This window comes from Polynucleobacter sp. MWH-S4W17 (assembly GCF_018687535.1).
GTDB lineage: Bacteria > Pseudomonadota > Gammaproteobacteria > Burkholderiales > Burkholderiaceae > Polynucleobacter.
In genome coordinates, this window is record NZ_CP061295.1 from 1,704,853 (window position 1) to 1,723,656 (window position 18,804).

Below are 18,804 nucleotides of genomic sequence, written 5' to 3' on the forward strand. Positions count from 1 at the left end.
AACATCATGCAATCTCTCCAAGTCAAAATTCTCGATGAACGTATGCGCGATCAGTTGCCAAGCTATGGCACCCCTGGCAGCGCTGGATTAGATCTGCGCGCCTGTATTGATGAAGCAATCGAGATTGCCCCCGGTCAAACGGTGCTCGTGCCTACCGGATTAGCAATCTATGTTGAAGATCCACGCTATGCGGCCTTTATTCTGCCGCGCTCTGGCTTAGGCCATAAGCACGGCATTGTGCTCGGTAACTTAGTGGGTTTAATTGACTCAGATTATCAAGGCCAGCTAATGGTGAGCACTTGGAATCGCGGCTCCACCACATTCAAGCTCGAGCCGATGGAGCGTTTGGCTCAGTTGGTTGTCATGCCAGTACAACAAGTAGAGCTCAAGGTAGTTGAAGAGTTCACCGAGAGCAGTCGTGGCGCCGGTGGCTTTGGTAGCACAGGACGCGCCTAATTAAAATACTCTAACGAGTAGTAGCGGGCGCTCTTTTGCGACTAAGCACTAAGGGCAGAAAACCCAGAAGCAAACCTCCAACTCCCATCATGATAGTAAATGCATCAAAAGTGGGGATGCTGTAAATTCCAACGAATACCATGAATGCGCCTGAGAACCCAGGCCATAAAACATATGCCATCGCTGACCCGAAGCCAGCGTTGAGTTTTTTCCTGTAATGCCAAGCACAAGCAAAACCAGTCAAACTCATATAAAAACAAATCTGAAATCCAATTGCCAAAATAGAGCTGGTTAAGATTGCTTTCACTGAAGGCATAAAGGATGAGGAAAAAAGCAACACCACCCCTAAAAACCAAATAACAAAAGTAGCTACCCAAGGGGTCTTATATTGGTCATGCACTTTTGCGTAGACGGGATGCAACATACCATCTCGCGCCATTGCAAACATGCTGCGACTGAACTGCAAAATTTGAGTCTCTATCGTTCCGACCGTGCTAAATATGGTGCAAAAGACTGCAAGATAACTCCAGGGTGCCGGGAATAATTTATTGGCAATTGCAAAAAGAACATTGGTACCAGAGTTGGCAATTTCACGATCAGTTAAGACCATTAAAACCACAACCATCATCAGCACAAAGAAAAGCATCATATTCAGTACCGACCAAAATGCCCCCTTACCTGCAGCCCCATCTGTGTTTTTTTGTCCACCCTTACTCTCCTCGCTTAAGTTCATAGTGACATCCCAGCCCCAGAAGAAAAAGATGGCCGTAAGCGCACCCGTAGCAAATAGTTGCGGAGAAAATGAGAGCGGAGAAATCCATACAAAAGAAGGTGGGTGTGCCGGATTTGACCAGTAACTCATCAGTCCACCAGCAATCAGGATGAATAAAATAACTGACTCAAAAAGAGTGAGCGCGATTTGCATAAAACTGGAATGCTTTATGCCCCGCCCAACAATTAATGAAACCACCGTCAACCAGACGGCAGCTATTGCGGAAATGAGTTGGGTGTTTTCAGCTTGATCGGGAGCGATGAGCAGCAAGGTCGAACTGGCCGCAGGAATGGTTGCTGAAACCATGAAAAAAATAGAGGCAATCAATAAACCCCAGCCAGCAAAGAATCCCCAAGCAGGTCCAAAAACATGGCCCACCCAAGCATAGGCAGCACCAGCATTAGGCTGAATCTTGCTCAAATGAATGAAAGCTAGGGTGATCCCAAACATGATGAGACCGCAATACAAAATGCTCCCTACAGATAAAACACCGACCGAGGCAACAATAGCGGCGCTAGTTACGGCAACACTAAAGGCAGGTGCAGTCCCCGCAATACCCATAATGATTGACTCAAATACGCCTAGTGAATTTTTTGCCAAACCATCGGATGAGCTCATATATAGAAATATTGCTTAAATTGCCTAAAGAAGAGATTCTATTCTTAAATAACCTGAGCGACGAACTTCAGCACATTGCTTGCAAACGAGCAGTAAAAAAGCCACCCGAAGGTGGCTCTTCTTAGATTACAAATTACTTACTTGCGAATATGGGCCTTACGAGCCGCATCTTGTGACATGCCTGCACCAGCGCCTTCACGAGATTCTTTTTCAGCAGTAATTTCTTTACGGCGCTCTTTGCAAGAACCAGCAATCTCCTGCAAAGCCTTACGAGCACGTGCTGCAGAAGCTTTAATACCTTTGCCTTGAAACTTTTCATTCTCAGCTTTGTAGTTTTCAAAAGCTTCTAGTAATTTATCGTGATGAGACATATCTTCCTTTTTTGGGTGGTTTTTATTTAAAAAATTAGCGAATTAAATTTCTTCAGCAGGCGCTACATCAGCTTTAGAACGTTTTCCTGGCAATACTGGAGCATCAAAGTTCAATAGGACTTTGCCATCAGCATCAATATCAACATCCACATGACCGCCTTGAGCTAACTTACCAAACAGTAGCTCATCAGCAAGTGCTTTACGCACAGTGTCTTGAATGATGCGCTGCATCGGGCGAGCGCCCATTAAAGGATCGAAGCCATGCTTGGCCAAATGAGCTCGCAAGGCAGGGCTAAAGGTTGCATCCACTTTCTTCTCATGGAGTTGCTCCTCTAACTGCATCAAGAACTTATCAACCACGCGCATGATGATCGACTCATCAAGAGCTTTGAAGGAAACAATGGCATCCAAGCGATTGCGGAACTCTGGCGTAAAGAACTTCTTGATATCAGCCATCTCATCACCAGACTCACGCGCATTGGTAAAGCCAATGGTTGATTTCTGCATTGCCTCAGCGCCGGCATTAGTAGTCATGATGATGATCACGTTACGGAAATCAGTCTTACGGCCATTGTTATCCGTCAAAGTGCCATGATCCATCACCTGCAAGAGAATATTGAAAATATCTGGGTGAGCTTTTTCAATTTCATCAAGCAAGAGCACGCAATGTGGTTTCTTATTTACGGCCTCAGTGAGTAAACCGCCCTGATCAAATCCTACATAACCTGGAGGCGCGCCAATCAAACGACTCACTGCATGACGCTCCATGTACTCGGACATATCAAAACGGAGCAACTCAATACCCAAAATATAGGCAAGCTGTTTAGCAACCTCAGTCTTACCAACACCAGTTGGTCCGGAGAACAAGAATGAACCAATAGGACGATCGATCTTGCCTAGACCAGCACGAGTCATTTTGATAGCACTAGCCAAGGCCTCGATTGCAGGATCTTGACCAAAGACCACACTCTTAATGTCACGATCCAGAGTTTGCAACTTACTACGGTCATCGACTGTGACTGATTGTGGCGGTATGCGCGCAATCTTTGCCACAATTTCCTCAATCTCTGGGCGACCAATAGTTTTCTTCTGCTTGGACTTGGGCAAAATACGTTGAGCGGCACCGGCTTCATCGATGACGTCAATCGCCTTATCTGGCAAATGACGATCATTGATATAGCGAGCAGAAAGTTCTGCAGCAGCGACTAGAGCGCCAGCCGCATACTTCACGCTGTGATGCTCTTCAAAGCGAGACTTTAAGCCGCGTAAGATTTGTACTGTTTGATCTACGGTTGGCTCTACAACATCTACCTTCTGGAAACGACGTGATAAAGCTGCATCCTTTTCAAAGATGCCACGGTATTCCGTAAAGGTGGTTGCACCAATACATTTCAGCTGGCCATTAGACAAAGCAGGCTTCAATAAATTGCTTGCATCCAATGTGCCACCAGAAGCCGCGCCTGCTCCAATCAGCGTATGAATCTCATCAATAAATAAAACACCATGAGTGTGATCTTTGAGTGACTTGAGAACACTCTTCAAGCGTTGCTCAAAATCACCACGGTATTTAGTGCCCGCTAAAAGAGCACCCATGTCTAAAGAGTAAACAGTCGCGTTAGCCAAAATATCCGGCACGTCGCCCTTCACAATTCTCCAGGCTAAGCCCTCAGCAATTGCTGTCTTACCTACGCCAGCCTCGCCCACCAATAGCGGATTATTTTTGCGACGACGGCAGAGCACTTGAATCACGCGCTCTACCTCGCTCTCGCGCCCAATTAATGGGTCAATCTTGCCTTGACGGGCCATCACATTGAGGTTCTGGGTGTATTGCTCAAGAGGGCTTTCTTTACCAGAAGATGCAGATTCCTCAGTCTCCTGCGAAGGCTCAACGGGCTTTACATGCTCTGACTGATCTTTACGCACACCATGACTGATGAAGTTCACGACATCTAAACGGGTAACGCCCTGCTGTTGCAAGAAATAAACCGCATGCGAATCCTTTTCACCGAAGATAGCAACTAGCACATTTGCGCCGGTCACCTCTTTCTTGCCATTTGATGTTGACTGCACGTGCATGATGGCGCGTTGAATCACACGCTGAAATCCCAGCGTGGGCTGCGTATCAACCTCATCATTCCCTGGTACTACAGGTGTGTTGTCGTTAATAAAGTTTTTGAGTTGAGCGCGTAGCTCCGCGATATTGACTGCGCATGCCTTTAAGACCTCTACCGCAGTAGCGTTATCTAACAAGGCCGCAAGCAAATGCTCGACCGTAATGAACTCATGTCGCGATGCCCTTGCGTCAACAAACGCCATGTGCAAACTCACTTCTAATTCTTGGGCAATCATGCTTCCTCCATAGTGCACTGTAGTGGGTGACCCGCTTCACGGGAGAGTTCGATAACTTGATGCACTTTCGTAGCGGCAACATCGCGGGTAAATACTCCGCAAACACCCTTGCCAACTAAATGTACTTGCAACATGATGCGTGTAGCTGTTTCATGATCCTTATTAAAATACTCCTGAATCACCATCACCACAAATTCCATTGGCGTGTAATCGTCATTCATTAATAAAACTTTATACATCGAAGGCGCCTTAACTTGCTCAATTTGCTTTTCGAGCAGAAGGGTATCTTCAACGTACGGATTGCTGGGGTTGCCAGTGGTGGGATTTTTGGGAGCGCGACTCATGAGAAACATTCTAAACACAGATATCCAAACTTTAATTTACAGGGGTCATGTTGCGAAAAACACGCAAAAACCCCTCTTAAACCCATATTGGGGCATTTTTCGATAAAAAAAGGGGTAATTACTAGGGGGTAGGGGCATATAACTCCTTGACACCCCTCCAAAAAGGGCAAACAATCGGGGGGTAGGCTTCAAGAGAGGTTCTATTTAGGCGTGTTGTGGATTGAGACTGATTAAAAAGTATTTACCCTCATCACGGTTGTTTTAAGTTTATGTAATGGAGTTCGCATGGCGACCGGAATTGTTAAGTGGTTCAATGATGCAAAAGGTTTTGGCTTTATCAAACCTGATGATGGTGAAGAAGAGTTGTTCGCGCATTTCAGCGCAATTACTATGCCTGGGTTCAAAACCCTCAAGGAAAACCAAAAGGTAACGTTTGACATTACCCAAGGCCCTAAAGGCAAGCAAGCTACCAATATCCAAGCGGCTTAATAGTCCTTAGATCATTATTAAAAACCCAGGATTCGTTCCTGGGTTTTTTTTCGTCTGCAATTTGTCTCACTTAAAATACAAAGCATGTCTATATCAATCTCCAGTACCTCACAATCATTGCGCCAAGTATTTTCTACTGCGCTCTTTCTTTACTCCACCCTAACGCTCGCCCAGGTTAACGTCGGTCTACCCACCATTGAATTAAAGACGGGCATCTACCGTATTCAGGCTGAGCTTGCCGATACACCAAAGGCTAGAGAGGTTGGTCTCATGAACCGCACCAGCATGCCAAGCAATTCTGGAATGTTATTTATATTCGAACAAAAAGCTGGTCACTGCTTTTGGATGAATAACACTAAGATTCCACTCTCGATTGCGTTCATTGCGGATGATGGCAAGATTGTGAACATTGAAGAGATGCAGGCTGAAACCACCAATAACCACTGCCCTAAAGCAGCCGTGCGTTATGCGTTGGAGATGAATAAGCAGTGGTTCTCTGAGCGTGTGATCGTCCCAGGGACAGTTGTTACGGGTTTGCCGAGAAATTAATTCAACAACACTCAAATCCATTGATGTTGGGCCAAAAAAAACGCAGACCGAGGTCTGCGTTTTGCTTGTGGGCACCTTTGATTTATTCAAAATGGCAAACGTAGTGCACTGGTTGCTCAGCACGAATAATGAAATAACCACCCTTTTCCACTTCCCAGCTTTGACCGGCCTTGAACTCTTGCTCAGGGGCACCATTGATGCTGACGAAAGCATTGCCATCAACCACTTCCATAATCTCGCTAGTGCTTAAGTCAAAACGCAAGGTGCTTGGCAGTACCACACCGACTGACTTACGCACGCCATTAGGCAAGGTCACAGTATGAGAAACACACTTGCCATCAAAAAATATATTGGCCTTCTTGCCTACGGAAACTTGATCAAATTGCATGCTGATTCTTTCTATTCTGTTAGGTTCTAATAGTTTGCTTGTTTTATTGTTTTTTATTTCTTGGCGCGCTTACGTCTAGCTGTTTCGGCAATACGCATACGTAATGCATTGAGCTTAATGAAGCCGCCAGCATCCGCTTGGTTGTATGCGCCACCATCATCATCAAAGGTTGCAATATTTTGATCAAACAAAGTATTGGCAGAGTCACGTGAAATCACAGAGACGGAACCTTTGTAGAGTTTGAGGCGAACAACGCCGTTAACAGCCTGCTGCGTATGGTCAATCAAGGTTTGGAGTGCGAGACGCTCTGGCGCCCACCACAAACCGTTGTAGATCAAGCTTGCATAACGAGGCATCAAATCATCCTTTAAGTGGGCTACTTCACGGTCCAAGGTGATACTTTCGATACCACGATGAGCCTTTAGAAGAATGGTGCCGCCAGGCGTTTCATAACAGCCACGGCTCTTCATGCCAACAAAGCGGTTTTCCACTAAGTCGAGGCGACCAATGCCATGTTTGCCACCAAGACGATTTAATTCAGCTAACAACTCGTGTGGCTTATAGGCTTTGCCATCAATTGCTACTGGGTCGCCAGCCTTGAATTCGATTTCGATAATTTCTGGGGCATCTGGGGCCTTTTCAGGAGAAACGGTCCAACGCCACATAGACTCTTCTGCCTCTGCGTTTGGATTCTCAAGGTGACGACCTTCATAGCTAATGTGCAAGAGGTTCGCGTCCATTGAGTACGGTGAACCGCCTTGCTTATGCTTCATCTCAACCGGAATGCCATGCTTTTCTGCGTAAGCCATCAACTTCTCACGTGAAAGAAGATCCCATTCACGCCAAGGAGCAATTACCTTGATTCCCGGTTCAAGGGCGTAGTAACCTAATTCAAAGCGAACTTGGTCATTCCCTTTGCCGGTCGCGCCATGCGATACAGAGTCAGCACCAGTTAAGCGAGCAATTTCAATTTGGCGCTTAGCGATTAATGGCCGCGCAATAGAGGTGCCCAATAAATACTCGCCCTCATAAATCGTATTCGCACGGAACATTGGGAACACAAAGTCACGAACAAACTCTTCGCGCAAGTCATCAATAAAAATGTTTTCAGGCTTGATGCCAAATTGCAAAGCCTTAGCACGTGCTGGTTCCAGCTCTTCGCCCTGACCTAAGTCAGCGGTAAAAGTCACGATCTCGCAGCCATAAGTATCTTGCAGCCACTTCAAGATCACGCTGGTATCTAGACCGCCGGAATATGCTAAGACTACTTTTTTAATATCGGACATATTTTTCTTATTTAATCAAAATTAATGAAAACGAATTACTTATTCTTTGCTAACTATTTTATTGCTGAAGTTTTATTACTTAATCTAAACGACCACAGAGTAAATACTCCATTAGGGCTTTTTGGACATGCAAACGGTTTTCGGCCTCTTCCCAAACAATACTTTGAGGCCCATCAATCACTCCTGCTGAAACTTCTTCACCGCGATGTGCTGGCAAGCAGTGCATAAATAGTGCGTCAGGCTTAGCCAAGGACATCAGCTCTTCATCCACCATCCAGTCTTGGAAAGCATTCATACGTAAAGTATTTTCGTCTTCATAACCCATACTGGTCCAGACGTCGGTACTCACTAGGTCAGCACCTTTGCAGGCTTCTTTAGGATCGGCACAAATCGTCAAATGCTTTACAGCTTGCGGCGATAAACGCGTTGCTTCTAACTGATAACCTTCTGGCGCAGAGAAGCGTAACTGAAAATCTAAACATTCAGCTGCTTGTATCCAGGTGTAGGCCATATTATTGGCATCACCTACCCAAGCTACCGTCTTTCCTTGAATCGGGCCACGGGCCTCTACAAACGTGAAGATATCGGCCAATACTTGGCAAGGGTGAAATTCGTTAGTCAGGCCATTAATTACCGGCACTCGTGAATTAGCAGCAAAGCGCTCAATAATGTCTTGGCCAAAGGTGCGAATCATGATGATGTCCGTCATACGTGAAATAACCTGAGCAGCGTCCTCTACAGGCTCGCCACGACCCAACTGAGTATCTCGGGTGTTCAGGTATACCGCATGACCACCAAGCTGATGGATGCCTGCCTCGAAGGAGAGGCGAGTCCGGGTGGAATGCTTCTCAAAAATCATGGCCAAAGTGCGGTCATGCAGTGGATGCCAGGTTTCATAGCTCTTGAATTTGGCCTTAAGCCACGCCGAACGCTTGAGTAAATAGTCGTACTCCTCACGAGTCAGATCAGAAAACTGCAGGTAGTGCTTTACCTTACCGGGCACTTGAGGCTTTGCCAGCGATGTCATAGTTGAGCTTTCTACTAAAGTTTTGGCTTGCATTTTTTTCTTCAAACATTCGGCTGCACGAAAATAGACCCTAAAGCCATCTTACGGCCAACTTGGGCTGTTAAGCTAGAGGACTTAGTAATTCCATTTCTTACAACCATCATTACGCGAACTTGAACCACAAAAAGCTTTTCATTCAAGGCATTACCACTTCTGGCAAACCATTTCGGCCCAGCGATTGGGCGGAGCGTCTGTGCGGGGTGATGGCTACTTTTCGCCCCCCGGGTGACTCCGGAGACCCTCGCTTCACTTATTCGCCCTATGTCAGACCAGTGCTTATTGCAAAAGTGAAATGCGTTGTTATTGATACTCGACTGAGGGACCTAGATCCTCGAGCGCTAGACTTTGTCATGAACTTTGCCAAAGACAATAGCCTACCAATCGAAGAGGCGTGTGAGTTCAACCCAACAACCCCAACCCAGCCTTAAAAACAAAAACCCGCTCTGATGAGGAGCGGGCTTAGGTCGAAACTACTTCGACCAGCCTAAAACTAAAACTGTATTACGCTGCCATCGCCTTGATAGCTGCAGACAAACGTGACTTCTGACGAGCTGCAGTGTTTTTGTGAGCAATCTTTTTGTCAGCAATCTTGTCGATTGTTGCTTGGGTTGCCGCGAAAACTTTCGCAGCAGAAGCTTTGTCACCAGTTTCAATCGCTTTACGAACTGCCTTAATGGAAGTGCGGAGCTTTGAACGCAAACTGGAGTTATGTTCGTTTTGTTTTACTGCTTGGCGTGCACGCTTGCGCGCTTGTGCTGTATTGGCCATCTTTAAACCTTGCCTCTATAAAATGCAAAATGCGATTAGTTAAAAATCTTGCGGACTTGCCAAAATCATAAGCAAGCTCGCCAAAACCCAAGATTTTACCTTAAAGGGGCAAAAAAGCCCAGCCGACCGATAAATAGGTGAAAATCGCCTCATGAATCTGCTTTCTGCCGCTGCCAAGGTCAGCTCCCTAACCATGCTGTCCCGTATTACGGGCCTGCTCCGGGAGACCCTCATTGCCCGTAGTTTTGGGGCCTCCGAGTGGACAGATGCCTTTAATGTTGCTTTTAGGCTACCCAATTTGCTACGTCGGCTATTTGCCGAAGGAGCCTTTTCTCAAGCTTTTGTGCCGATTTTGGGCGAAATTGCCACAAACGAAGATCAAACTAAGGCCAAAATCCTCATAAATGCGGTCGCCACGCTCTTATTTTGGGCTTTGCTGCTCACGGTACTGCTAGGAGTCATTGGTGCCCCAGTACTCATTCTGGTGATTGCTACCGGGTTTAAAGGTGGTCCAGCCTATGACGCCAGCGTCGTTATGACCCAAATCATGTTCCCCTATATTGGACTGATTTCTATGGTCTCTCTCTCAGCAGGGATCTTGAACACTTATCACCGCTTTGCAATTCCGGCATTTACGCCTGTCTTGCTCAATCTTGCCTTAATTGGTAGCGCCATCTTTTTGGCACCCCACTTAGAGCAACCAATTTATGCCTTAAGTATTGGTGTTTTACTTGGCGGAATACTGCAACTTGCCCTTCAAGTTCCAACGCTTGCTCGACTCGGCCTATTGCCTCGTATTGGTTTGTTACCTGGCGCCATTAAATCAGCCGTCACCAACCCGGAAGCTAGGCGCGTCATGAAATTAATGGGCCCAGCAGTTTTTGCAGTCTCTGTTGCGCAAATCTCTCTGATCATTAATACGAATATTGCTTCGCGTCTGCAGGCAGGAAGTGTGTCATGGTTATCTTACGCAGATCGCTTGATGGAATTTCCAACTGCACTACTGGGTGTTGCCTTGGGAACCGTTCTTTTACCAAGTCTCAGTAAGGCCAACGCCAAAAATGATTTAGTACATGCTGGTGAGTTACTCATCTGGGGATTGCAGCTCACCTTCCTGCTAGCTGCACCTTGCGCAATTGCACTCTTTATCTTTGGCGAGCCTTTAGCGGCGGTCTTGTATCACTACGGCAAATTCAGTGCGCTTGATGTCTTGATGACGCAACGTGCATTAGCGGCTTATGGGGTTGGCCTCATTGGTTTGATTCTGGTGAAAATTTTGGCGCCTGGATTTTATTCACGTCAAGATATCCGCACACCCGTGAAGATTGGGCTACTCGTTTTAGTAGCCACTCAGTTAGCCAATCTAGTATTCGTACCTTGGCTTGGTCATGCTGGCCTTGCCCTTTCAGTTGGCACTGGTGCTTGTCTGAATGCCGCCTTGCTCTGGGTTGGACTGCATCGACGCGGAGCCCTGCCGAATTCAGGCTGGCTGAAGTACCTCGGTCAGCTATTGTTAGCCCTCATCCCCTTCGCAGCAGTGCTTTTTTATGCTGCTGGCACACACAATTGGATTGCCCTCCAAGCTGAGCCATGGCTACGTATTGGCTTGGTGGGAACATGGCTAGGTCTTGCCGCCATTGTTTACTTCGCATCCCTGGGCTTGGTTGGAATTCGCTGGCAAAAATTCTTGCGTCATGCAAAATAGCCAGTATGCCAACACAACAACTCGACTATTTCACCTCCCTAGTTGCTGAAGACGAACATCTGCCACTAACGGAAGCAGCAATTGCTGTCGCACAGCACGCCTATCCTGATCTTGATGTTCAAGGGGTACTCGATCAAATTGATGAGATGGGTAACAAACTCAAAACTCGCATCACGCCGGATACCTCACCCGTTCAGCGCTTACAAATTTTGAAGCATTTCTTTTATACCGAGTTGGGTTTTGGCCCAAATCCAAATGATTTTTATGCTCCCGAGAATTCGTACTTGCATTACATTCTCGAAAATCGCAGAGGGATCCCCATCTCATTAGCGATTTTGATGATGGAATTAGGCAATCAAATTGGTTTGAAAATTCGGGGGGTTTCATTTCCAAATCACTTCATGATGCGCATCTCTTTGCAGCAGGGTGAAGTCATCATGGATCCCTTGACTGGTGAATCGTTATCAAAGACTCAGTTACAAGAAATGCTCGATCCCTACTTAGACGCTAAAGGCTATCGGGGTGACTTGAGTCTGCCGCTCAATATATTCCTGCGCGCCTCTAGCTCGAGAGAGATTCTGTCGCGCTTTCTGAGAAACCTCAAAATGATTTACTCAGAACATGAGCGCTGGGAGCGTTTACTAGGCATTCAAGAGCGTTTGGTGATCCTGTTACCAGACTCTATTGAAGAGATTCGGGACCGGGGTTTGATTTTTGCGCAACTTGAGTACTTACGTCCCGCATTGGCGGATATGCATCGCTATCTCAGCGAAGTTCCAGAAGCTGAGGATGCTGGCGACATCCGCGAGCACATTGCCACACTTGAAAGTCAAACCAAGCTGCACTAAGGCCGAGTGGGCATTAGTGTTAGTACTTTGGTTTTTAAACTTCTGTTAGCTTTTCTTACGCTGAAAAATTTTATAGCCTGCTGCAAATAACACTGGCACAGCAGCTGCACCCACGCCAACCAGCACGATCACATTGAGGTTCTGACGGATAACGGGAATATTGCCAAAGAAATAGCCAGCAACTACCAACCCAAAGACCCACAACGCCGCACCAGTGATATTGAATAACTGGAAGCGTGAGAAGTTCATCTCGGATACGCCGGCAATAAAAGGTGCAAAGGTACGAATAATTGGCAAGAAGCGGGCAAGGATGATTGTTTTGCCACCATGCTTTTCATAAAACGCGTGGGTTTTTAATAAAGCGCCTTGATCAATCCAGCGCGATTGACTACTGAACACCCTTTTACCAATCCAACGACCAATGAAGTAGTTCACCGTATTACCCGCGACTGCAGCAATCAATAAACCCATACACAAGGTCCAGATATTGAAATGCTCGGTAGCGCAATAGGCACCTGCAATGAATAAGAGTGAGTCTCCAGGCAAGAAAGGTGCAACCACTAAGCCTGTTTCTGCAAAAACAATAGTAAATAGGAGGCCATAGGCCCAAGGACCGTATTGCTGAATCACCACATCTAGATGTTTATCAATATGCAGCAATAAATCACTGATTTGCAAAAGGGTATCCATCAACTCGCTCTCTAACTTATGGGTTGTTGCGGATATTAACAGGCTCTTATAATCAGGTATGCCAACTGAACCCTACATTCAGCCTATGCATGCTCCTGATGAAGTCTCAACGCTTTGTATTGTTGGGCCCACTGGAGCAGGCAAAACCCATCTCGCCATGTCTTTGGCTGCGTATGCTAAATCCATTGGCCTAACGATTGAACTTATCAGTATGGATTCTGCTTTGGTCTATCGGGGTCTAGATATCGGGAGTGCCAAACCAACTAAGTCAGAGCAAGCTGCGGTTATTCATCATCTGATTGACATCATTGATCCGACTGAAGTGTATTCAGCGGCACGTTTTGCTAATGATGCAAAACGTCTTTGCACCGAGATTCGCGCGCGAGGCAATATTCCAGTGGTGGTTGGCGGAACGATGTTGTATTGGCGGGCGTGGGCGCATGGCCTCTCCTCGCTCCCTCCAGCAAATCCTGAAATTCGTGCTCGCTTGGATGAAGAGGGTAAAGCCATTGGCTGGCCAGCAATGCACGACAAGCTTGCCAAGATTGATCCTGAAACTGCAGCACGCTTAAAGCCAAATGATTCTCAGCGAGTGCAGCGCGCTCTAGAAGTTTATGAAATTACTGGCAAACCGATGTCTATATTACTGGCCGACTCACCCAGTGAAGATGGCAGAGAAGGCTCAGCGATTCCGTCATGGATTAAGTTAGTTTCACTTGAACCAAGCGATCGTAAGCGATTACATCTGAACTTAGAAAGGCGTTTTGATGAAATGCTTGCCGCTGGATTTATGGATGAAGTCAAAACTCTGCGTACCAATACTGGATTGCATGCGGATCTTCCAGCGATACGTTCGGTTGGTTATCGCCAAGCTTGGGAGTTTCTCAATGGTGAAATTGATGCTGAAGAAATGCGCTACAAAGCATTGGCAGCCACGCGCCAACTTGGTAAGCGTCAACTGACTTGGCTGCGTGCAATAGATGGAAGAAGCACATTTGACCCCTTCAACCCGGAAGAACTGAAGGCGGCATTAGATTACTGCAAAAGCAATCTCATCCAAAAATAAAAATAGATCGTTTAGATAACGATGGTTTGTGGCGCATCTTTTGGACGCTCCACCACCTCACCAACTGTCCAAGCCTTAAGACCTTGCGCAGTTAATGATTTGATTGCTGTATCTACTTGATCAGGCGCAACAATCACAACCATACCGATGCCGCAGTTAAATACGCGCACCATTTCTGCATCAGCAACGCCGCCCTTCATTTGCAACCAGCGGAAAAGGTCTGGCATTTGCCAGCTATCGCGATGTAAAACAGCTTGAGTATTTTCTGGAAGTACACGTGGCACGTTATCCACCAAACCACCGCCAGTGATATGCGCCATTCCTTTTACATTAATTTCAGCAATCAATTTGAGAAGTGGCTTCACATAAATCTCAGTTGGCGCCATCACGACATCACCCAATGGACGACCACCTAAATCATCCGTTGGCTTTGCACCAGCACGCTCAATAATCTTACGGACTAATGAGTAGCCATTTGAATGCGCGCCACTAGAGCCAATTGCTAATACCGCATCACCAGGAACAATGGTTGCGCCAGTAATGATTTTGGATTTTTCAACTGCACCCACTGCAAATCCAGCTAAGTCATATTCACCTGGAGGGTACATGCCTGGCATTTCTGCAGTTTCGCCACCGATTAATGCGCAGCCAGATAATTCACAACCCTTGGCAATACCACCAACAACCGTAGCCGCTGTATCGACAGTCAACTTGCCGCACGCAAAGTAGTCCAAGAAGAAAAGGGGCTCTGCACCCTGAACTAGGATGTCATTCACACTCATAGCGACCAAGTCTTGACCAATGGTTTCATGACGATTCCACTCAAAAGCAAGCCTTAGCTTGGTACCAACGCCATCGGTACCAGATACCAAAACTGGCTCTTTAAAGCGCTTAGGCACCTCAAAAAGGGCTCCAAAGCCACCAATTCCAGCCAAAACACCCTCGCGCATGGTTTTCTTGGCAAGCGGCTTAATGCGGTCAACCAGGGCATCGCCAGCATCAATATCGACACCAGCGTCACGGTAGGAAAGGCCTTTTGAGGAAGAATTAGTAGATGAGGTCATGTCAGCGCTGGAATATTAGTAAAAAATGCTACTAGGTCAGTAGAATCATTGAATTCTAGAGGATTACTCGTCATGGCTGAAATTTTTACCCCTTTTCTGGCTGCATTCATCCTTGCCTACATCCTGAGGCCTGCTTTTCTATGGCTGGAAAGAAGACGCTTAGCCGCATCTTTGGCCGCAGCCCTCACCGTAGTACTGGGTCTGACAGTCGTAATTGCGATTGTGAGCCTATTTATTGGCCTCCTCAAAACAGAAATTCCCCTAATAAAAGCCCAGCTACCAACATGGATAGCAAATACGCAAGCATGGCTAGGCCCAAAATTAGCTGATTTTCATATTGATGTTGATTGGGGCAGCCTAAAAAGCACCGCCTCTCAAAAAATTTCGGAACACATTAGCGACAATGCTGACTCTCTGATGAGTACTACGATAGATACCGTACTCATGTCGGGTAGCTCAGTAATTACTGGCTTTGTAAATTCCGTATTAATTCTATTTGTGATGTTTTATTTATTGATCGATTGGAATCAATTTTTTCAGTACGTCAAAAATTTAGTGCCTAAGCGCGCCCAAGAAACCGTACATCATCTTGCAATGCATACCGATGGACTGCTCTCGCAGTATCTCAATGGCATGGTGATTGTTGTCTCCATCATGTCCGCTTTTTATAGTATTAGCTTAAGTTTAATCGGCATTAGAGGTGCCGTTGCCTTGGGTGTATTTACAGCATTAATGATTGTGATTCCCTATATTGGTATCGCACTAGGATTCACGCTTGCTATAGTTTCGGCCCTTCTTCAATTTGGTCCGGGCTCAGAAATCATCGGTGTTCTAGTCATCTATGGAATTGGGCAATTCTTAGAAGGCTTCTTCTTAACGCCACGCCTAGTGGGCGAGCGCATTGGCCTGCATCCCGTTGCCGTTCTGTTTGCCTTGCTTTTTTTTGGCAAGCTATTTGGCTTCTTTGGTGTATTACTCGCCCTACCAATTAGTGCGGTCAGCTTAGTCTTAGTCCAGTACTTATGGTCTATTTATACGCAAAGCTCTTGGTATCAAAAATAAGTTTGGTAGCAATGAATACACCCTCGCTTCCAAAACAATTTGCGCTAGACATTAGTCACTCACCCATAGCTAGTTTAGAAAACTATCTTCCCGGGAAAGATCTTGCCTTAATTTCTGCTCTGCAAAATATTGAAAAATCTTGGGGCAAGGTCAGCCCTCAAAGCTCTGATAACCCACTCAATCAACGTTGGATTTATTGGTGGGGGCCAGAGGGTTCAGGTCGCACCCACCTACTCAACGCCATTGAAAATGCAGCCAAGCGTGCTGGTTTGTTATACATTACCCTCTCTCCCCTCGAGCCTACTGCTTGGGTTCGCTTAGAAGAAAAGATGAATGTAATGACTGAAAGTGATACCCCCTCAGTCATTACCGTTGATGATGTTGACCAGCTAGATGATCGTCTTGTTGGCTCCCTATTTCGGATCCTGAATGGCGTACAAGCAAGCAAAGCGATTCATATTTTTATGGCCGGAAACGCGGCTCCAGCCAATCTCAAGCTTCGAGAAGACCTGCGAACCCGTCTGGGCTGGGGCTTGATCTTTCAAACGCAGCTTTTGGATGATGATGAGAAAATACAAGCTCTAGAGGAAGCAGCCAAAGAGCGAGGGCTTGTTTTATCCCCCGATGTGTTGCCTTGGCTGTTAAGTCGTTTTTATCGAGATATGCCCAGCCTGATGGCATTGATGGATGCTTTAGACGCTTACTCCCTTGAAACAAAACGTGCTGTAACCTTACCCCTTGTTCGCGAGCTCTTGCAGCCCAAATAATTTATTAAATATCAATTCGTGACTCAGCTAGCCCTTTTCGATTTAGACCACACCCTTTTGCCTTGCGACAGCGATTACGAATGGGGCCAATTTTTGGCTCGCATTGGTGCTGTAGACAGCGAATACTATGCACGACAAAACGAACGCTTTTATCAAGACTACAAAGAAGGCAAGCTAGATATTCATGAGTTTTTGCGTTTTGCCCTTAAGCCACTCTCAGAACATTCTCGCGCGCAACTCAAAGAGTGGCACGACGCGTTTATGAAAGAAGTTATTAACGGTCAACTCCGACAACAAGCAATCGATCTAGTAAAACGCCACCAGGATGCTGGCGACCTTTGCTGCGTGATTACTGCCACTAACAGCTTTGTGACACGCCCTATCGTCGAAAGCTTTGGCATCGAGCATCTGATTGCTACGGAGCCTGCTACTGCAGATAATCATCCATTGGCTAACTACACTGGTGAAGTCAAAGGCATTCCCAATTTCCGCGAAGGCAAAATTCAAAATCTACACGACTGGTTAGCATCGCAAAAACTGTCTTTAGATACTTTGCCTTATAGTTATTTTTATTCCGACTCGATGAACGATCTTCCTTTACTCGAAAAAGTCAGTCATCCAGTTGCCACCAATCCAGATGATCGTCTTCGCAACGAAGCTAAGCAGCGCAACTGGCCCATTCTTGAATTGTTTGCATGATCACTAAATTTATTAAACGTATTTTGCGGCGTGACCCGATGGTCAAGCATACACAGGCCAACAATACCGGCGCCCCAAAGCGTATCCCTAAAAAAGCACATCGAATTGATCCGCATTTGCTTTCTAAGAACGCAGTTAAGGTAACGCACACATTACAACAAGCAGGTTATGAGGCATTTATTGTCGGCGGCGCAGTCAGAGATCTTGCTCTCGGTATCAGCCCAAAAGATTTTGACGTGGCAACCAATGCAACACCAGATCAAGTACAAAGACTCTTTCGCAAAGCGCGCCTAATTGGTCGCCGCTTTCAAATAGTGCACGTAACTTTTTTTGGTAAAGGCCATCCTGAAATCATCGAGGTATCAACCTTCAGAGCCTTATTAGATAACGCCGGAGATCACGTAGCTGAAAGCGGCCGAATTCTGCGCGATAACGTATGGGGTTCGCAAGGTGAGGATGCTGCAAGACGTGACTTCACAATCAATGCGATGTATTACGACCCTTCATCAGAAACTGTGCTCGATTATCACGGCGGGATGGCCGACATGCAAAAGAAAACTTTGCGCATGATTGGTGACCCAGCAAAGCGCTATCGCGAAGATCCGGTCCGCATGCTCCGCGCAGTTCGCTTCGCAGCCAAGACTGGCTTTACATTAGATGGTGCTACACGCGCGCCCATAGCTAAGCTAGGCAAATTATTAAACGACGTCCCCTCTGCGAGACTTTTTGATGAAATTTTGAAGCTCTTGATGTCTGGCTATTCCTGGGCAGCAATTCAAGGCCTCAAAGATGCGGGATTGCATCATGGCCTGCTCCCGCTCCTAGACCATATTCTGGATACAGGCGCAGACTCTAAGGGGGCCAATGATTTTGTAAAGCTAGCTTTGGCCAATACTGACGAACGCATTCAATCCGGTAAAAGTGTTTCTGCTGGATTTTTATTTGCCACCCTGCTCTGGCCTGATCTACTAAAGAATTGGAAAGCCAACTCTGCTAAAGGGATGGCTAATATTCCTGCCTTGCATGATGCGATGGACGACACCATTGCCACTCAAAGTAGCGGTATGACGATTCAACGACGCTTCGAAAGCGATATGCGCGAAATTTGGTCGATGCAGCCTCGCTTTGAGAGACGCGTGGGGCGCTACCCTTATCGCCTCATCGAATCCCCACGTTTTAGAGCGGGTTATGACTTTATGTTGCTCCGCTGCGCTACAGGCGAATTAAACCCAGCAATCGGGCAATGGTGGACAGACTTCATTGCAACCGACGTCACAGGGCAAGATGAGCTAATGGCTAGCGTCAAAAATGAATCCGGCAACAGTCCAAGCCCTGCCAAAAGACGACGCCGCAGAAGGCCAAAAGCGGCAGTGCCCCCAGAGAGTGCAGCAAGCTAAGCAGACTTAGAGAAATTTCAGTAAAGTAGTTTCATCTCTAGTTTGGAAAC

22 protein-coding genes are annotated in these 18,804 nt (G+C 46.5%); 11 read left to right on the top strand and 11 right to left on the bottom strand.

From position 1 onward, the window contains the following. The first annotated feature begins 6 nt into the window (after positions 1 to 6). Entirely contained in the window at positions 7 to 456 is a 450-nt protein-coding gene (gene dut, locus C2755_RS08530; RefSeq protein WP_215320885.1) for a dUTP diphosphatase, read from the top strand. Positions 457 to 466: 10 nt separating this feature from the next. Here dut and C2755_RS08535 read toward each other — a convergent pair whose 3' ends face one another. From C2755_RS08535 to clpS, 4 genes are all read right to left on the bottom strand, one after another. Then, positions 467 to 1,846 carry an APC family permease gene (locus C2755_RS08535; protein WP_251368461.1) on the bottom strand — a complete coding sequence of 460 codons (1,380 nt, stop codon included), beginning with the start codon at positions 1,844 to 1,846 and terminating at the stop codon, positions 467 to 469. Between the two features lie 137 nt (positions 1,847 to 1,983). Further along, positions 1,984 to 2,217, bottom strand: a complete 234-nt coding sequence (locus C2755_RS08540) for a hypothetical protein (RefSeq protein ID WP_072582836.1) — start codon at positions 2,215 to 2,217, stop codon at positions 1,984 to 1,986. A 42-nt stretch (positions 2,218 to 2,259) separates the two neighbouring features. After that, a complete protein-coding gene (gene clpA, locus C2755_RS08545; protein ID WP_215320888.1) occupies positions 2,260 to 4,566 on the bottom strand; it encodes an ATP-dependent Clp protease ATP-binding subunit ClpA in 2,307 nt (768 codons plus the stop codon). Then, positions 4,563 to 4,919: an ATP-dependent Clp protease adapter ClpS gene (gene clpS / locus C2755_RS08550; RefSeq protein ID WP_072582834.1), complete on the bottom strand. Its 357-nt coding sequence runs from the start codon at positions 4,917 to 4,919 to the stop codon at positions 4,563 to 4,565. Before clpS ends, clpA begins: the two co-directional genes overlap by 4 nt. Before the next feature lie 276 nt (positions 4,920 to 5,195). Here clpS and C2755_RS08555 point away from each other — a divergent pair, with 276 nt between their 5' ends. Then, the gene (locus C2755_RS08555) at positions 5,196 to 5,399 is read left to right on the top strand and encodes a cold-shock protein (protein WP_011903586.1); all 204 of its coding nucleotides are present in this window, start codon (positions 5,196 to 5,198) and stop codon (positions 5,397 to 5,399) included. 84 nt (positions 5,400 to 5,483) lie between these two features. Beyond that, on the top strand, positions 5,484 to 5,948 hold the full coding sequence (locus C2755_RS08560; protein ID WP_215320890.1) for a DUF192 domain-containing protein: 465 nt from the start codon (positions 5,484 to 5,486) through the stop codon (positions 5,946 to 5,948). 82 nt (positions 5,949 to 6,030) lie between these two features. On the opposite strand, the gene C2755_RS08565 is transcribed toward C2755_RS08560, so the two are convergent. From C2755_RS08565 to C2755_RS08580, 4 genes are all read right to left on the bottom strand, one after another. Continuing rightward, positions 6,031 to 6,336, bottom strand: a complete 306-nt coding sequence (locus C2755_RS08565; RefSeq protein WP_215320892.1) for a pyrimidine/purine nucleoside phosphorylase — start codon at positions 6,334 to 6,336, stop codon at positions 6,031 to 6,033. A gap of 53 nt (positions 6,337 to 6,389) precedes the next feature. Then, positions 6,390 to 7,622 carry an argininosuccinate synthase gene (locus tag C2755_RS08570; protein ID WP_215320894.1) on the bottom strand — a complete coding sequence of 411 codons (1,233 nt, stop codon included), beginning with the start codon at positions 7,620 to 7,622 and terminating at the stop codon, positions 6,390 to 6,392. Positions 7,623 to 7,701: 79 nt separating this feature from the next. Beyond that, positions 7,702 to 8,649: an ornithine carbamoyltransferase gene (argF, locus tag C2755_RS08575; RefSeq protein ID WP_215322353.1), complete on the bottom strand. Its 948-nt coding sequence runs from the start codon at positions 8,647 to 8,649 to the stop codon at positions 7,702 to 7,704. A gap of 41 nt (positions 8,650 to 8,690) precedes the next feature. Then, positions 8,691 to 8,828 carry a hypothetical protein gene (locus tag C2755_RS08580; RefSeq protein ID WP_215322380.1) on the bottom strand — a complete coding sequence of 46 codons (138 nt, stop codon included), beginning with the start codon at positions 8,826 to 8,828 and terminating at the stop codon, positions 8,691 to 8,693. On the opposite strand from C2755_RS08580, the gene C2755_RS08585 reads away from it, so the two are divergent. Further along, complete coding sequence (locus C2755_RS08585) at positions 8,802 to 9,116, top strand: DUF3579 domain-containing protein (RefSeq protein ID WP_215320896.1); 315 nt, start codon at positions 8,802 to 8,804, stop codon at positions 9,114 to 9,116. The genes C2755_RS08580 and C2755_RS08585 overlap by 27 nt on opposite strands. Before the next feature lie 73 nt (positions 9,117 to 9,189). Here C2755_RS08585 and rpsT read toward each other — a convergent pair whose 3' ends face one another. After that, the gene (rpsT, locus tag C2755_RS08590; protein ID WP_071466054.1) at positions 9,190 to 9,456 is read right to left on the bottom strand and encodes a 30S ribosomal protein S20; all 267 of its coding nucleotides are present in this window, start codon (positions 9,454 to 9,456) and stop codon (positions 9,190 to 9,192) included. A 151-nt stretch (positions 9,457 to 9,607) separates the two neighbouring features. On the opposite strand from rpsT, the gene murJ reads away from it, so the two are divergent. Next, positions 9,608 to 11,161 (top strand): murein biosynthesis integral membrane protein MurJ, encoded by a 1,554-nt coding sequence (gene murJ, locus C2755_RS08595; protein WP_215320897.1) that lies wholly within the window; start codon positions 9,608 to 9,610, stop codon positions 11,159 to 11,161. Positions 11,162 to 11,166: 5 nt separating this feature from the next. After that, entirely contained in the window at positions 11,167 to 12,009 is an 843-nt protein-coding gene (locus tag C2755_RS08600; RefSeq protein WP_215320899.1) for a SirB1 family protein, read from the top strand. 45 nt (positions 12,010 to 12,054) lie between these two features. Here the strand turns inward: C2755_RS08600 and C2755_RS08605 are convergent, their stop codons facing one another. Further along, the gene (locus C2755_RS08605) at positions 12,055 to 12,699 is read right to left on the bottom strand and encodes a VTT domain-containing protein (RefSeq protein WP_215320901.1); all 645 of its coding nucleotides are present in this window, start codon (positions 12,697 to 12,699) and stop codon (positions 12,055 to 12,057) included. Between the two features lie 58 nt (positions 12,700 to 12,757). On the opposite strand from C2755_RS08605, the gene miaA reads away from it, so the two are divergent. After that, positions 12,758 to 13,765, top strand: coding sequence for a tRNA (adenosine(37)-N6)-dimethylallyltransferase MiaA (miaA, locus tag C2755_RS08610; protein ID WP_215320902.1), 1,008 nt, complete (start codon positions 12,758 to 12,760; stop codon positions 13,763 to 13,765). Positions 13,766 to 13,776: 11 nt separating this feature from the next. Here the strand turns inward: miaA and purM are convergent, their stop codons facing one another. Beyond that, positions 13,777 to 14,829 (bottom strand): phosphoribosylformylglycinamidine cyclo-ligase, encoded by a 1,053-nt coding sequence (gene purM, locus C2755_RS08615; protein WP_215320904.1) that lies wholly within the window; start codon positions 14,827 to 14,829, stop codon positions 13,777 to 13,779. Between the two features lie 72 nt (positions 14,830 to 14,901). Here purM and C2755_RS08620 point away from each other — a divergent pair, with 72 nt between their 5' ends. From C2755_RS08620 to pcnB, 4 genes are read left to right on the top strand one after another with little or no spacing between them, the layout of a single operon-like run. Further along, positions 14,902 to 15,891, top strand: a complete 990-nt coding sequence (locus tag C2755_RS08620; RefSeq protein ID WP_215320906.1) for an AI-2E family transporter — start codon at positions 14,902 to 14,904, stop codon at positions 15,889 to 15,891. A gap of 11 nt (positions 15,892 to 15,902) precedes the next feature. Next, positions 15,903 to 16,658 carry a DnaA regulatory inactivator Hda gene (hda, locus tag C2755_RS08625; RefSeq protein ID WP_215320908.1) on the top strand — a complete coding sequence of 252 codons (756 nt, stop codon included), beginning with the start codon at positions 15,903 to 15,905 and terminating at the stop codon, positions 16,656 to 16,658. A gap of 18 nt (positions 16,659 to 16,676) precedes the next feature. Then, positions 16,677 to 17,357 (top strand): HAD family phosphatase, encoded by a 681-nt coding sequence (locus C2755_RS08630; RefSeq protein ID WP_215320910.1) that lies wholly within the window; start codon positions 16,677 to 16,679, stop codon positions 17,355 to 17,357. Then, positions 17,354 to 18,754 (top strand): polynucleotide adenylyltransferase PcnB, encoded by a 1,401-nt coding sequence (gene pcnB, locus C2755_RS08635; protein ID WP_215320912.1) that lies wholly within the window; start codon positions 17,354 to 17,356, stop codon positions 18,752 to 18,754. Before C2755_RS08630 ends, pcnB begins: the two co-directional genes overlap by 4 nt. The last annotated feature ends 50 nt before the right edge of the window (positions 18,755 to 18,804 follow it).

What these genes read in the sequence shown, in the direction of transcription:
- dut (WP_215320885.1), top strand. Translation starts at nt 7, where the DNA reads ATGCAATCTCTCCAAGTCAAAATTCTCGATGAACGTATGCGCGATCAG.
- C2755_RS08535 (WP_251368461.1), bottom strand. Translation starts at nt 1,846, where the DNA reads ATGAGCTCATCCGATGGTTTGGCAAAAAATTCACTAGGCGTATTTGAG.
- C2755_RS08540 (WP_072582836.1), bottom strand. Translation starts at nt 2,217, where the DNA reads ATGTCTCATCACGATAAATTACTAGAAGCTTTTGAAAACTACAAAGCT.
- clpA (WP_215320888.1), bottom strand. Translation starts at nt 4,566, where the DNA reads ATGATTGCCCAAGAATTAGAAGTGAGTTTGCACATGGCGTTTGTTGAC.
- clpS (WP_072582834.1), bottom strand. Translation starts at nt 4,919, where the DNA reads ATGTTTCTCATGAGTCGCGCTCCCAAAAATCCCACCACTGGCAACCCC.
- C2755_RS08555 (WP_011903586.1), top strand. Translation starts at nt 5,196, where the DNA reads ATGGCGACCGGAATTGTTAAGTGGTTCAATGATGCAAAAGGTTTTGGC.
- C2755_RS08560 (WP_215320890.1), top strand. Translation starts at nt 5,484, where the DNA reads ATGTCTATATCAATCTCCAGTACCTCACAATCATTGCGCCAAGTATTT.
- C2755_RS08565 (WP_215320892.1), bottom strand. Translation starts at nt 6,336, where the DNA reads ATGCAATTTGATCAAGTTTCCGTAGGCAAGAAGGCCAATATATTTTTT.
- C2755_RS08570 (WP_215320894.1), bottom strand. Translation starts at nt 7,622, where the DNA reads ATGTCCGATATTAAAAAAGTAGTCTTAGCATATTCCGGCGGTCTAGAT.
- argF (WP_215322353.1), bottom strand. Translation starts at nt 8,649, where the DNA reads ATGACATCGCTGGCAAAGCCTCAAGTGCCCGGTAAGGTAAAGCACTAC.
- rpsT (WP_071466054.1), bottom strand. Translation starts at nt 9,456, where the DNA reads ATGGCCAATACAGCACAAGCGCGCAAGCGTGCACGCCAAGCAGTAAAA.
- murJ (WP_215320897.1), top strand. Translation starts at nt 9,608, where the DNA reads ATGAATCTGCTTTCTGCCGCTGCCAAGGTCAGCTCCCTAACCATGCTG.
- C2755_RS08600 (WP_215320899.1), top strand. Translation starts at nt 11,167, where the DNA reads ATGCCAACACAACAACTCGACTATTTCACCTCCCTAGTTGCTGAAGAC.
- C2755_RS08605 (WP_215320901.1), bottom strand. Translation starts at nt 12,699, where the DNA reads ATGGATACCCTTTTGCAAATCAGTGATTTATTGCTGCATATTGATAAA.
- miaA (WP_215320902.1), top strand. Translation starts at nt 12,758, where the DNA reads ATGCCAACTGAACCCTACATTCAGCCTATGCATGCTCCTGATGAAGTC.
- purM (WP_215320904.1), bottom strand. Translation starts at nt 14,829, where the DNA reads ATGACCTCATCTACTAATTCTTCCTCAAAAGGCCTTTCCTACCGTGAC.
- C2755_RS08620 (WP_215320906.1), top strand. Translation starts at nt 14,902, where the DNA reads ATGGCTGAAATTTTTACCCCTTTTCTGGCTGCATTCATCCTTGCCTAC.
- hda (WP_215320908.1), top strand. Translation starts at nt 15,903, where the DNA reads ATGAATACACCCTCGCTTCCAAAACAATTTGCGCTAGACATTAGTCAC.
- pcnB (WP_215320912.1), top strand. Translation starts at nt 17,354, where the DNA reads ATGATCACTAAATTTATTAAACGTATTTTGCGGCGTGACCCGATGGTC.